The sequence below is a fragment of the Simplicispira metamorpha genome (genome assembly GCF_004341365.1).
GTDB lineage: Bacteria > Pseudomonadota > Gammaproteobacteria > Burkholderiales > Burkholderiaceae_C > Simplicispira > Simplicispira metamorpha.
Genome location: NZ_SLXH01000003.1, coordinates 167229 through 180653, shown reverse-complemented (window position 1 = coordinate 180653; position 13425 = coordinate 167229). Strand labels below are relative to the sequence as shown.

At 65.7% G+C, this 13425-nt stretch carries 12 protein-coding genes and 1 pseudogene; 4 read left to right on the top strand and 9 right to left on the bottom strand.

Features of this window, described 5'->3' with window-relative positions:
- Positions 1-123: pseudogene (locus EV674_RS02970) on the top strand (4-hydroxy-2-oxovalerate aldolase); the annotation flags it as partial.
- A gap of 140 nt (positions 124-263) precedes the next feature.
- Here EV674_RS02970 and EV674_RS02965 read toward each other — a convergent pair.
- From EV674_RS02965 to EV674_RS02955, 3 genes are all read right to left on the bottom strand, one after another.
- A complete protein-coding gene (locus tag EV674_RS02965) occupies positions 264-443 on the bottom strand; it encodes a hypothetical protein (protein ID WP_119012843.1) in 180 nt (59 codons plus the stop codon).
- 182 nt (positions 444-625) lie between these two features.
- A complete protein-coding gene (locus EV674_RS02960) occupies positions 626-1570 on the bottom strand; it encodes a bifunctional OB-fold nucleic acid binding domain-containing protein/MaoC family dehydratase (RefSeq protein WP_119012844.1) in 945 nt (314 codons plus the stop codon).
- Between the two features lie 3 nt (positions 1571-1573).
- Positions 1574-2788, bottom strand: coding sequence for a thiolase family protein (locus EV674_RS02955; RefSeq protein ID WP_119012845.1), 1215 nt, complete (start codon positions 2786-2788; stop codon positions 1574-1576).
- 298 nt (positions 2789-3086) lie between these two features.
- Here EV674_RS02955 and EV674_RS02950 point away from each other — a divergent pair, with 298 nt between their 5' ends.
- The 3 genes from EV674_RS02950 to EV674_RS17330 are packed head-to-tail and all read left to right on the top strand — an operon-like array spanning position 3087 to position 6990.
- Entirely contained in the window at positions 3087-4088 is a 1002-nt protein-coding gene (locus tag EV674_RS02950; protein ID WP_241524907.1) for a WD40/YVTN/BNR-like repeat-containing protein, read from the top strand.
- Positions 4085-6508, top strand: a complete 2424-nt coding sequence (locus tag EV674_RS02945; RefSeq protein WP_119012847.1) for an efflux RND transporter permease subunit — start codon at positions 4085-4087, stop codon at positions 6506-6508. Before EV674_RS02950 ends, EV674_RS02945 begins: the two co-directional genes overlap by 4 nt.
- Positions 6505-6990, top strand: a complete 486-nt coding sequence (locus EV674_RS17330) for a nuclear transport factor 2 family protein (protein ID WP_157983672.1) — start codon at positions 6505-6507, stop codon at positions 6988-6990. The genes EV674_RS02945 and EV674_RS17330 overlap by 4 nt, the downstream gene beginning before the upstream one ends.
- Positions 6991-7244: 254 nt before the next feature.
- Here EV674_RS17330 and EV674_RS02935 read toward each other — a convergent pair whose 3' ends face one another.
- From EV674_RS02935 to EV674_RS02910, 6 genes are all read right to left on the bottom strand, one after another.
- Positions 7245-8420, bottom strand: a complete 1176-nt coding sequence (locus tag EV674_RS02935) for a helix-turn-helix transcriptional regulator (protein ID WP_119012848.1) — start codon at positions 8418-8420, stop codon at positions 7245-7247.
- Positions 8421-8497: 77 nt separating this feature from the next.
- Positions 8498-9706, bottom strand: a complete 1209-nt coding sequence (locus EV674_RS02930) for an acetyl-CoA C-acyltransferase (RefSeq protein ID WP_119012849.1) — start codon at positions 9704-9706, stop codon at positions 8498-8500.
- Positions 9707-9715: 9 nt separating this feature from the next.
- Positions 9716-10183 carry a MaoC family dehydratase gene (locus EV674_RS02925; protein WP_119012850.1) on the bottom strand — a complete coding sequence of 156 codons (468 nt, stop codon included), beginning with the start codon at positions 10181-10183 and terminating at the stop codon, positions 9716-9718.
- Between the two features lie 2 nt (positions 10184-10185).
- The gene (locus EV674_RS02920) at positions 10186-10971 is read right to left on the bottom strand and encodes an SDR family oxidoreductase (RefSeq protein WP_119012851.1); all 786 of its coding nucleotides are present in this window, start codon (positions 10969-10971) and stop codon (positions 10186-10188) included.
- A gap of 141 nt (positions 10972-11112) precedes the next feature.
- A complete protein-coding gene (locus tag EV674_RS02915) occupies positions 11113-12276 on the bottom strand; it encodes an acyl-CoA dehydrogenase family protein (protein ID WP_119012852.1) in 1164 nt (387 codons plus the stop codon).
- The gene (locus EV674_RS02910; protein ID WP_119012853.1) at positions 12273-13412 is read right to left on the bottom strand and encodes an acyl-CoA dehydrogenase family protein; all 1140 of its coding nucleotides are present in this window, start codon (positions 13410-13412) and stop codon (positions 12273-12275) included. The genes EV674_RS02915 and EV674_RS02910 overlap by 4 nt, the downstream gene beginning before the upstream one ends.
- Positions 13413-13425 lie beyond the last annotated feature (13 nt).

Here is a 13425-nt window from a genome sequence, read left to right as displayed (position 1 = left end):
GTGCCTGCGCGCGAGATTCTGGTGGAGATGGGCCGGCGCGGCATGGTCGGTGGCCAGGAGGACATGATTGAAGACACGGCGCTGACCATGGCCAAAGCGCGGGGGCTGATGGCTACCAAATGAGTAGCTGCTGGCGCAATACCTGCAAGGGGTTGTGCCGGATTGGACGCAAAAAAAGGGGCAAGCCCCTTTTTTTGTTTTTCACAATGATTTAGCCATCAAACGCTGACCCAGTAAGCGCCACCAGCTATCATTTTTGACAATCACCAGCGCCCGGCCATCAAAGTGACCTGCCACGATGCGTTGACCGGTGGCGCTCCGGCACCTTGGGCGGGCGTATGCGGCGCCGCGCTGGAGAACACCAGAGGCTTCAGGGATGGCAGGCTGATCAGCACAATGGCGACGGCAGCGACAAGGGCCCAGCGTGGACGGCGGCTTTTCATGGTGTTGTCTCCTTTACTTCACCAAGGGGCTTGACGCCCCTTGGTGGCTCTTTCAATACCCTCTTGTTTTTCTGGCAAACCCTGCCTGGGCCGGGTCTGTGGAGCGAGTATTCAAGCAATGGCACCGCGCAACATCATCCATTTGAACTAAGGGTTTCCATGGGCTGCTGGCGCGGGCATGGTCACATGTAGAGCATCACCAAATCGTTGATGACCGAGGGCCTGTCCTGCCCCACGCCGTGCACGTTGATCTCCATCGTCACCTGCACGCCGCTCTTGACCGGCTCCACCGCCTTGATGCGGTAGCGGGCATGGATGCGGCAGCCTGCGGGCACCGGCGTGGCAAAGCGCAGGCGGTCTGAGCCGTAGTTGACGATGTTGCGGAAGTCGGTGATCTCGAAATCCATGGGCAGTTTGAGCTTGCTGACCAGCACCTGCACCAGCGCGCCGTGCGCAATCGTGGTGCCAAAGGGGCTCTCCGCGCGCGCGCGGGCCGGGTCGGTGTGGATCCAGTAGTCGTCGCCCGACAGCTCGGCAAACTGGTTGATGAGCGCCTGCGTCACCTCGATCTGGTTAGACCAGCCGGAGAACTCTTCCGACACCAGCGAGCGCATGGCGTCGATGTCCTTGCAGCTGATCTGGCGCTTGGGCACCTCGGCCATGGCCGCGGGGGCTGGCTCGGGCGCGGCACTCTGCTCTGCGGTGATGACGCTGGCCTGGGCCGATTCGATGGGCGTGTAGCGCAGCAGCGTGGTGCTGCCGGGGCGCTCGTCAAACACCGGGCGCAGGCGCTGGCCCACGCGCAGGTCTTCAGGCTTGGCGCCGACCAGCGTGGTGTTCAGGTGCACACCCTGGTCCAGCTCGACCACGGCCAGCAGCTGCGGCATTTCGTCGCTGAATTCGGGCAGCGTGGGCACGCGCGCCACGGTGAAGCTGTAGAGCGTGCCTTCGCCCGAGACGGTGTGCCAGGCCAGCTGGCGCGTGCCGCAGGTGGGGCAGTGCGTGCGCGGAAAAAACAGCCAGTGGCCGTGCTCGCATTGCTGCAAGCGCACGGTATGGGCTTTGAGGCCGTCCCAGAAAGGGGCAGAAATCAGCGTCGGCTGCGGCAGAGGTTTGTTCCAGGCCATGGTTCAAACCCCTTGCAGGATCAAGGCGCCCTGCTCGCTCATCACACCGCCCGTGCCCGAGACGTAGGCCAGGTCGTGGCGCGCCAGTTGGCGCGCGCCAGCGCGGCCCTGGATCTGGTGCAGCGCCTCGATCACCTGCGTCATGCCGCCAGCGCTGCCGGTCTGGCCAAAACTGAGTTGTCCGCCGTGGGTGTTCATTGGAAAGTCGCCCTTGAAAGTGAAATCGTGTTCGCGCAAAAAGCGCATGCCCTCGCCCTTGGCACAAAAGCCCGCGTCCTCCAGCGTCAGCAGCACGGTGATGGTGTAGCAGTCGTAGATTTGCGCCATGTGCATGTCGGCTGGCGTCAGGCCCGCCATGGCAAAGGCGCGGCGCGAGGCCGGGCCGATGGGCGTGGCCAGCATGTCGGCGGCGTAGGTGGGCGACTTGGACTGCACGTGTTCGCCGCAGCCAATCACGCGCACACCACGGTGGCCGCCGCGCCGGGCCTTGTCGTCGCGCGTGACCACGACGGCGCCGCCACCGGCCACGGGCATGACGATCTCCAGCATGCGCAGCGGCTCGGCCACCATGCGCGACGCCAGCACGTCATCGACGGTGATGGGCTGGCCGTAGAACATGGCCTGGGGGTTGTGGCAGGCATTGAAGCGCTGATCGACCGCAATGCGCGCCAGCGCCGCCGCATCGTAGCCATGGATGGCGGCATAGCGCTGGGCGATCATGGCGTAGCCGGTGTTTTGCGCCATGTGGCCGTAGGGCAGATCCATCTCGGCCTCGGGCGCGCCAAAGCGCGTGCTGTGGCCGCCGTAGCGCGAGGCCTTCATCACCTCGGCCATGTGGTCGTCGTTGGGCGCGGTGGGCGCCATGCGCGAGGGAATCACGCACACCACGGTGTCGCACATGCCCAGCTCAATGGCGGCAGCCGCACGCCAGACCATGCCCACCGAGCTGGCACCGCCCAGATCCACCACCTCGGCAAAGTTCAGCCGCACGCCCAAATATTCGCCCGCCATGGCAGGCACAAACATGCCTGCCTCATGGAACTGCGGACCGACGGTGATCAGGCCGTCCACATCGGACAGCGCCAGACCCGCATCGTCCAGCGCCTGCGTGGCCAGGTCTGCCACCTGTTCCAGATGGAACATTTGCGGCGCGGTGGCATATTTTTCTGGTTTGTATTGCGCGGCGCCAACCAGCAACGCCTGTCCTTTGAGTCCCATGGGTTCCTTCGGTGAATGTGGTTGCCCCATTGTGGTCAGCCGCGCCGGGCTATCCATCGTCCAACAAGACTATGGGAGGCCGCACCCCGCCGCAGCCCCGGTCACAGCGCAGCGATGTGCTCCACAACACCGGGTAAACCCGCAACCCCACTTCAGGGTTTGCCCTTAGATCGCCAATTTGTCGTCCTTTCGGACGATGTTCAATTGCCCGGGTAGCGAAGAATCGCACCCCAGAACGTATTTGCCGTGAATGCCACCATCCCCGGTGCCGCGCCGCAAAATACCAAGGAGACCTATAGTGCGAACCCCTGTCGGCCTAGTCGTCGCAGCCCTGATGACCCTGGGCGCGGTTCAGGCTTTTGCCCCGCGAGAAACCCCGCCCCTGGCCGCCACGCGGCTGGCGGTAGACCGGATGCAGATCAATACGCTGTCCACCTCCAAGGCCGGTCTGGTGGCCGGTGGCGAACTGGGCACCCTGCTGTATTCCACCGACCAGGGCCAGCACTGGGAGCGCGCCCTGGTCTCGGCCCAGCGCCAGGCGCTCATCAACCAGATCAGTTTTGCCCCCGATGGCCTGCAAGGCATGGCTGTCGGCCACGAAGGCTGGATTTTGCGCACCAGCGATGGCGGTCTGAGCTGGACGGAAGTGGCCTTTGACGAGAAAAACGGCGAGCCGCTGATGGGCATTGCCCGGATGCCCTCGGGCGCCTGGATCACCGTGGGCGCCTTTGGCCGCGCGTTGCGCTCGGACGACCAAGGCGCACGCTGGGAGCCGTTGGCACTGCCCGAATCGGTGGCCGACAAGCACCTGAACCGCATCGTGGGCAGCGCCGGTGGCCAGCACTGGCTGCTGGTGGGCGAACAAGGCCTGGTGCTGCGCTCCACCGATGGCGGCGCGCACTGGGCAGTGGTCGAGCCGTTCTACAACGGCTCGCTGTACAACGCCATGGCCCTGCCCGGCGGCGGCTGGCTGGCCTACGGCATGCGCGGCCATGTTTTTCGCAGCGATGGACTTGAAGCGCCCTGGACGCGCTCGGCCATGCCTGCGCAGGTGTCCTTCTTTGGCCATGCCACCACCGCCGATGGCCAGATCGTTCTGGTCGGCCAGGGCAGCCTGGTGGCCACCAGCAAGGATGGCGGTCGGAACTTCAGCCTGGGACGCGTCCAGGGCCGCGCCAACCTGACCGACCTGGTGCTGGCGCCCAACGGCACCGGCTGGCTTGCCAGCGATGCCGGTTTGCAGGCGTTCTCTGCTGCCGCCACGGCCAGCACCCCCTCTTCCCACGGAGCCGCCCAATGAACACGCCCCAAGCCGCCTCCCGCACCCAGGCGCTCATCGCCCGCATGGCGCACACCCTGATTGCCTGGCGCAACACCATCGCCGTCGTCACCACCCTCATCACGCTGGTGCTGGGCGCCTCGGCGCTGCGCACCCACCTGGACGCTGGATTCAACAAACTGATTCCGCTGCGCCACGCTTACATGGCGGCTTTTCTGGAGCACTCGACCACGTTCTCGGGCGCCAACCGGGTGCTGGTCAATGTGCGCTGGAAGGGCGAGGGAGACATCTACAACGAGGCTTTCCTGAAAACCCTGCGCACCGTCACCGACGAGGTGTTCTTCACGCCCGGCGTGAACCGGGCGCAGGTGTTCTCGCTGTTCACCCCCAACGTGCGCTACATCGAGGTCACGGAAAACGGCTTTGTCGGCGAGGTCATCATCCCCTCGCGCTTCACGCCCAATGCCGAGGGCCTGGCCCATGTGCGCTCCAACGTCGCCAAGTCCGGGCAGATTGGCCGGCTGGTCAGCACCGACCTCAAATCGGCCATGGTGCGCGCCGACCTGCTGGAGATCGACCCGCAGACCGGCCAGCAGCTGGACTACAGCGCCGTGGCCAAAAAGCTCGAAGCCATCCGCGCCCAGTTCGGCAGCGACCAGATCGAAATCAACATCGTCGGCTTTGCCAAGGTGCTGGGCGACGTGATGGACGGCCTGACCACCGTCATCGGCTTTTTTGGCCTGGCCTTCATCATCACGGCGGTGCTGCTGTGGCTGTATTCGCGCTCGGTCAACCTGACCGTGCTGGCGCTGCTGGTGGCCCTGCTGCCGGTGGTCTGGCTGCTGGGCCTGCTGGCAATGATGGGGTTTGGCATCGACCCGATGTCCATCCTGGTGCCATTCCTGGTGTTCTCGATTGGCGTCTCGCACGCCGTGCAGATGACCAATGCCTGGAAGCACGATGTGCGCGCGGGCATGAGCTCGGAGCAGGCCGCTGAAAGCGCTTTTCGCAAGCTGGCCATTCCGGGCACCCTGGCCCTGTTGACCAACGCGCTGGGTTTCATGGTCATCATGCTGATCGACATTCCCATCGTGCACGAGCTGGGCATGACCGCCTGCCTGGGCGTGCTGCTGATGATCATCACCAACAAAATCATGCTGCCCGTGATTTTGTCGCGCCTGCGCCTGGAGCCTGCGGCGCTGGGCCGCACTGATGGCGTAACGGGCCTGCACCAGCGCTGGTGGGCCATTTCGGTGCTGGCACAGCCCCGCCCTGCCCTGGCCACGCTGGCGGTATCGCTGGTGCTGCTGGCGGGCGGCACCGTCACCTCGCGCCACCTGCTGACCGGCGACATTGGCGCTGGCGCCCCCGAGCTACGCGCCGAATCGCGCTACAACCGCGACAACGACCGCATCATCAGCACCTACTCGATCGGCATGGACGTGCTCTCGGTGTACGCCGAGGCCAAAAACACGCCCGAAGCCTGCCTGAACTGGAGCGTGATGAACGCGGTGGAGCGCTTTGACCTGGCGATGCGCGGCGTGGACGGCGTGCGCTCCGTGACCACGGTGGCGGGCCTGGCCAAACTGGCAGCGGGCGGCAACAACGAAGGCAACCCGCGCTGGGCTGCACTGCAACGCACCGAGGCGGCGCTGCGCACGGGCGCCAAGGCGGCCAACCCCGAGCTGGGGCTGAACACCGAAAGCTGCGACGTCATCCACCTGCAACTGTTCCTCAAAGACCACGAGGGCGCCACGCTCAAGCACGTGGTGGGCGAGGTGCAAAAGTTCATCGACGCCGACAAGACGCCCAACCTGACATTCCGTCTGGGCGGCGGCAACGCCGGGGTGGCCGCCGCCACCAACGACGCGGTGGAACACGCCGAAGTGCAGATGCTGGCCGCCATCTTTGGCGCCATCACGCTGCTGTGCTGGCTCACTTTCCGCAGCTGGCGCGCGGTGCTGTGCATCATCGTGCCGCTGACGCTGGTGTCCATCCTGTGCAACGCGCTGATGGCGATGCTGGGCATTGGCCTGAAGGTGGCCACGCTGCCCGTCATTGCCATGGGTGTGGGCGTGGGCGTGGACTACGGCATTTACCTCTACGAAAGCCTGCAACACGAGCTGGAGCACAAAGGCGCATCGCTGCGCGAAGCCTTTTACGAGGCGCTGCGCCAGCGCGGCACCGCCGCCGTGTTCACCGGCGTGACGATGTCGCTGGGCGTGGGCACCTGGGCCTTCTCGGCACTCAAGTTCCAGGCCGACATGGGCGTTTTGCTGGCCTTCATGTTCCTGGTGAACATGCTGGGCGCCGTCTTCCTGCTGCCCGCCATGGCCTGCTGGCTGGGCGTGGGCACCCAGCGCCGTGCGGTTGCGTCCACACCCACCACCAACACAGCGGCCCCAGCGCCCTTGTTTGCCGCCGCCAAGGAAGCACCGTGATCCAGCTGGAACGCCTGTGGCTCGAACGCGAGCTGCAACAAGTGCTGATTCGCTACGCCCAGCTGTGCGACGAGCGCGACTGGGGGCTGCTGGACCAGGTGTTCAGTACCGATGCCAGCGCCCAATACGGGCTGCGCACGCTGCCCGACCCAGCGGCCATCCTGGACATGCTGCGCAACCACCTGGGGGGCTGCGGCCCCACCCAGCACCTGCTGGCCAACCTGGTGGTGGATGTGGACACGCCCGAAGACGACAGCGCTGAGGGCGATGCACTGCTGGTCAGCAGCCGCACCGCAGTGCGCGCATCCCACCGGGGGGCAGGCGAGAAGGCCGCGCAAACCTACGAGTGCATGGGCTACTACCACGACCGCTGGACCCACACCCCGGCGGGCTGGCGCATCGCCCACCGGAAAATGGTGGTGGGATTCGAGTTTGGCAGCCGCAGCGTACTGGCACCGCCCACCGGGCTGGCCGCGCCCTGACCGCCGCACTCAAAATAATGGTCAAAATGGCATCCAGACCAATGTGGATAAGCGCAAGCAGCTATCAAAAAAGCAGCAAATAGAAACCCCCCTGGCCCCTGCTGCACCGCCACCAGCGCACGGGCAATCACCCCCGCAGCGGGATCAGCAAGCGGCGCTGCACCCGTGCGGTGGCAGACGCTCAGTGCAGTCGCAAAAATCCCCCGGTGCGCACCAGCGCCGCCGGGGGCTGCGGGTGGGTTGGGGACGTGAACTCAGTCGGCAGCGCTCAGCCAGGCCACGCTGTTGAGAAAGATGCGCACCAGCTCCGTCTGGCGGCGCACGCCCGTCTTGGAGAAGATGGAGCGCAAGTGTGCCCGGGCGGTGTTGCGCTTGATGTTCAGTATTTCGGCCGCCTCTTCCAGCGACAGGCCGTTGGCCAACTGGATGGCCAGCGCGGTTTCAGCGGGGGTCAGGTGGAACAGTTGTTGCGCCAGCCGCACGGGCGGATCGACCCGCCCCTCGGTATCGCGCACGAACACGGCCACGCTGGGGCGCTGTTTGCCCTCCGTCCACTGGTCGGAGGCAATGCTTTGCACAATCAGCCCCCAGCCCAGCCGGCCTGAAGGGCGGCTGACCGACATGGCCTCGTTCAGCGCCAAATGCCCGCCCGGTGGCGAGGACAGCGCACTGCGCACCAAGGTTTGCAACTTGCGGTTGTCCTCGACATAAGACGCTTCCAGCTGCCCGCCTGCCACGCTCAACCCATCTTTGGCATCCAGAATGGCCGTGGCGGCAGCGTTGCACTCCATCACCTGGCCGTTCTGGTCCAGCACCACCACGCCCACCATCATCTGCGCCATGGCATGGCTGTACAGCGTGCTGACTTTGCGGTCTTGGTGGATAGACAGGTGCAGGTTCAGCGCCCGCTTGATGTGGGGCAGCAGCAGGCGGCAAAAGTCGATGTCGGCCTGGGAAAAGTCGGGCGATGTTTCAGGCCGGGTGACGCGAAAGCCATACACGCCGCCATTGCGCGTGGCAATGTCGGCGGCCAGTACATGGAACACCCCTTGCGGCGCGCAGTAACTGCGGTAGTACCAGGAAGCGCGCCACTCCGCCTCAGTCAACACATCCTTGATGGTCACCACCTGATCGGGCTTGATGCCGGTGAACGGACTCATGGCAATGTGGGGATTGCCAGGGTCAATATCAGACTGGTCACTGCCAGCCGAAACGATCAGGCCGATGTCGTCAATGGTTTCATGGCGAACGATCAGCGACGCGTAATTGGCGCCGAGCGTGTTGCGCACCAACTGCAAGCAGGTAACCCAGGCGGCTTCGTTCAGTGCAGCGTCGTAGATGGCGCCCAGAATCTGGCTGAGGAATTCGGGCGAAAGGTGCTCCCCCAAGAGCGCACCCGTGGAGGTTGATTCCGAAATCGCTGCTTCCAAGCCTGTCTCCTTCTATTTTTGGAAATGGAGTGTAGTCCTGCCCCTTCAGGGGAAAAACCAGATTCCCCCCTTATTTTTTACGCCAATTCGAACAACCCTGCTGCGCCCATGCCACCGCCGATACACATGCTGACCACGGCGTATTTCACACCGCGCCGGCGCCCCTCCAGCAGGGCGTGGCCGACCAGGCGCGCGCCCGACATGCCGAACGGGTGGCCAATCGAAATGGCGCCGCCATTGACGTTCAAGCGCTCGTCTGGAATGCCCAGCGTGTCGCGGCAGTGAATGACCTGGCAGGCAAAGGCTTCGTTGATTTCCCACAGACCGATGTCATCCACGCTCAGGCCGTGGCGCGCCAGCAATTTGGGGATGGCAAACACCGGGCCGATGCCCATCTCGTCGGCGCCGCAGCCCGCCACGGCCACGCCGCGGTAGATGCCCAGGGGCGTGAGGCCCCGGCGCTGCGCTTGGGCCGCGCTCATCAGCACCGAGGCCGAGGCGCCATCGGACAACTGCGAGGCGTTGCCAGCGGTGATGAACTCACCCTCGGGCACCCACTGGCCGTTCTTCCAGACGGGTTTGAGCTTGGTCAGGCTCTCCAGCGTGGTGTCGGCGCGGTTGCCTTCGTCCTGGGTGAGCGTCACGGCCTCGTTGCCAGTGACATTGCCTTCCTTGTCGAACAGTTGCTTGGTGGTGGCCAGCGGCACGATTTCATCGGCGAACAGGCCCGCCTGCTGGGCGGCGGCGGTGCGCTGCTGGCTGCGCAGCGAATACGCATCCTGTGCGGCGCGCGAGATGCCGTAGCGGCGGCTGACGATTTCCGCCGTCTCGATCATCTGGATGTAGGCCGTGGGCATGGCCTCCAGCACCGATTTGGACTGCGCACGGTAGCTGTTCTTGTGCTTGTTCTGCACCAGCGTGATGGATTCGAGGCCACCGGCCACGGCAATGTCCATCTCGCCGGTCATGATGCCCTTGGCGGCGGTAGCAATCGCCATCAGGCCCGAGGCGCACATGCGGTCAATGGCCATCCCGCCCACGCTGTCGGGCAGACCGGCGGTGTAGGCGCACAGGCGGCCCAGGTTGTAGCCCTGGTTGCCCTGCTGGGCGGCAATGCCCAAAATCACGTCGTCCACTTCGTGCCCGGCCACGCCGGCCTTGGCCAGCGCGGCGCGGATCACATGGCCGCCCAGCACCGGCGCCTCGGTGTCGTTGAAGGCCCCCCGGTACGCTTTGCCAATGGGGGTGCGGGCGGTGGAGACGATGACGGCTTCTTGCGGGTTCATGGGTTTCTCTCAATCAAAATACAGGCGGCTGATGGTGTCCACCACGCAGCCGGGTTTGTCGGCGCCTTCAATCTCGACGCTGATGCGCACGGTGATCTGCACGCCATCGCCTTTGACGGGCTCGGCAGCCACCACTTCGCCGCGCCCGCGAATGCGCGCGCCGACCTTGACCGGCGCCGGAAAACGCACCTTGTCGCAACCGTAGTTCACGCCCATCTTCAGCCGCTCGTAGCGCACCAGCTGAGGCAAAAACAGGTTGGCCAGCGACAGCGTGAGGTAGCCATGCGCCACGCAGGCGCCAAACGGGCCCGCCTGGGCGCGCTCAGGATCGACATGGATCCATTGGTGGTCGCCCGTGGCGTCGGCAAAGGTGTTGATGCGCTCTTGCGTGACGGTGATCCATTCGGTAGGCCCCAGGGCCTGCCCCACGGACGCCAGCACGGCAGCGGTCGAGTCCAGACAGAGTTGCTCGGCCATGCTCAAGCCCGCTGGGAGCTGACCGACACCACTTCGCCGGTCATGTAAGACGAGTAATCGCTGGCCAGGAAAATCATCACGTTGGCGACTTCCCAGGGTTCGGCGCCCCGGCCAAAGGCTTCCTTGGCAGACAGCTCGTTGAGCAGCTCTTCGGAGGCCGATTTCTTCAAAAAGGCGTGGATGGCAATCGAGGGTGCCACGGCATTGATGCGGATGCCGAACTCGGCGGCCTCCATGGCGGCGCAGCGCGTCAGCGCCATCACACCGGCCTTGGCGGCGGCGTAGTGCGCCTGCTCGACCTGGGCACGCCAGCCCAGCACCGAGGCGTTGTTGATGATGACGCCCTGGCCGCGCGGCTGCATCACCTTGAGGGCCGCACGCATGACACGGAAGGTGCCGGTCAGCGTCACGTCAATGACCTTGTGCCACTCGGCATCCTCCATGTCCACCACGCGGCGGCTGGTGCCCAGCCCGGCGTTGTTGATCAGTACGTCGATGCCGCCCAGTTGTTCCTGGGCCGCATGGATGAGCGACTGCACCTGGCTCTCCTGGCTGACGTCGCACAGGTGGCCATAGACCTCCTGCAAACCAGTCTCCTGGCGGATGGCCTCGACGGCTTCGCTCAGGCGGCGCTCGTGCACATCGGAAATCAGGAGGGCGCGGCAGCCTTCTTCAGCGGCGCGCTTGGCGGCGGCAAAGCCGATGCCGGCACCGGCAGCAGCAGTCACCAGCACGGATTTGCCACGCAGCAGGCCGTGGGCGGGAACATATTCGGGAGCAGGCTTCATGGGTCAAACATCCATCGCAGTTGATGGATGCCATGGTGCTTTCAGCCCCCACAGCGCACATCGTCTGCTTGGACGATAGAGGGTGCCAGCCCTGCACCCAGCGCACTGGCGGTGCTCCCGAACACCGTCCAGGCGAGCCGGTCAGCGCGGCATTTGCAGCGCGCGCTCGGCCATCAGGTTGAGCTGTATTTCATTGCTGCCCGCGTAGATGGTGTCGGCACGGCTGACCAGCCAGAGCCGCTGCAGCGCCTGGTGCAGTGGGTCATTGCTGGCGATGTCGCCGTCTGCGCCCAGCACGTCCATGGCCAGCTCGCCCAAGGTGCGGCGCCAGTTCGACCAGGCGTATTTGCCGATGCTGGACGCGCGCGCCGGTGCGTCATCGCCCGAGGTGCGCAGCGCGTGGCTGCGCAGCGTCTGCAAGCCCAACGCGGCGTGGGCGATGCGCTGGCGCAGCAGCGGGTCGCGGGCTGCGCCGTTGCGCCGGGCCACTTCCATCACCTGCTCCAGCTCGCTCTGGAAGTGGGCCTGCTGCCCCAGTGTCGAGGCGCCGCGCTCGCAGCCCAGCAGGTACATGGCCACCGCCCAGCCCTGCCCCGGCGCCCCCAGGTGCAACGCGCCCTCGGTGCGGGCGCCGTCAAAGAACACCTCGTTGAACTCGGCCTCGCCCGTGATCTGGCGGATGGGGCGCAAGGTGACGCCGTTCTGGTGCAGCGGCACCAGCAGCAACACCAGACCCTTGTGGCGCTGAGAGCCTGGCTCGCAGCGCGCCAGCACAAAAATCCAGTCGGATTCGTGCGCCCACGATGTCCACACCTTTTGGCCGTCAATGACCCATTCGCCGCTGTCCGGGTCGATGCGCGCGCGCGTGCGCACCGCCGCCAGATCCGAGCCTGCACCGGGCTCGGAATAGCCCTGCGCCCAGTAGGTCTGACCGGCCAGAATGCCGGGCAAGAAGCGCGCCTGCAACTCGGGCGTGCCGTGGGCCATCAGCGTCGGCGCCAGCAGCGTCTCGCCAATGTGGCCCAGGCGGCCGGGGCCGCCGCAGCGCACATATTCCTCGTGAAAAATCACCTGCTGCGCCAGCGGCAACTCGCGCCCGCCGTGCTGGCGCGGCCAGCCCAGCCCCGTCCAGCCGCCGGCGGCCAGCTGCTGTTCCCAGCGCTTGGCCAATGCAGGCTCGTAGCCGGGCGAGCCCAGCCCGCTGGCATGGCGCAGGGGGGCAAACTCACCGCACAGGTGGGCGTGCATCCAGTCGCGCACGCTGGCGCGAAAAGCGCGCTCGGTATCAGTTTCTTGCAGATTCACACAGCCTCCTCTGGCGTGGTCAGTAACTGTTCAGCGACTTGCTCCAGCCACCACGACAGCGGCCCCAGCCGCTGGCTGGAGGCCTGCGCGCGGCGCAGGTACAGATGTGGGTCGAACTCCCAGGTAAAACCGACACCGCCGTGCAGTTGCAGGGATTCGCGGGCACAAAACTGCGCCGCTTCGGTGGCAGTCACACGGGCCTGGGCTGCGTACAGCAGCAAGGTGGCTGCGTCGTCGGGGGCGGCATCGGCCATGCAGGCTGCGCCATAAACAGCCGAGCGGGCACCCTCCACGGCCACCAGCATCTGCGCACACCGGTGTTTAACGGCCTGAAAACTGGCGATGGGGCGGTCAAACTGGCTGCGCTGCGCGGCATAGGTCAGCGTCAAGTCCAGGCATTGCTGCGCCACGCCCACCTGTTCGGCGGCCAGTGCGATAGCGCCCCATTGCAGTGTGCGCGCCAATGCGGCCTCCAGCGCGGCGCCTTGGGCCAGGCAGTGCGTGGCAGGCAGCGCCACATCTTGGCAATTCACCACCGCCATGCGGCGCGTGGCGTCCAGCGTGGCCAGTGGCTGGCGCTGCACACCCGGCGCATCGGCGGGCACGGCAAACAGAACGGTTTGGCCACTGGCCGTGTGCGCGGGCAGCAGCAAAACATCGGCCAGGGCGGCAGAGCCCACCTGCGGCCAGTGGCCACTCAGCGTCCAGCCGGTATCGGTGCGCTCGGCCCGGGCCGCTGCGCCAGCGCCAGGGGGCACGGGCAGCGCCAGGGCAGCGATGGCTTCGCCGGTGGCCAGCAGATGCAGCCAGTCTTGCGCCAGCGGGCTGGCGGGCAACTGCCGCAGCACGGTGGCGGCCAGCGCCACGCTATCGAAAAAAGGCACGCAGGCCAGGCGCCGACCCAGCTGCTCTTGCAGCAGCACCAACTCGACCAAGCCCAGCCCCAGGCCACCAGCCTCCTCGGGCAGGTGTACGCCGCACCAGCCCAGTTCGGCCATGCCACGCCACAGCCCGGCATCCAGGCCACTGGCACTCTGGCTGGTGGTGCGCACAGCGGGCATGGCACTGGCTTCGGCCAGAAAAGTGGCAGCACTGTCGGCAATTTGTTGCTGCTCGTCGCTGAGGGAAAGATCCATACAAGGCGTCCAT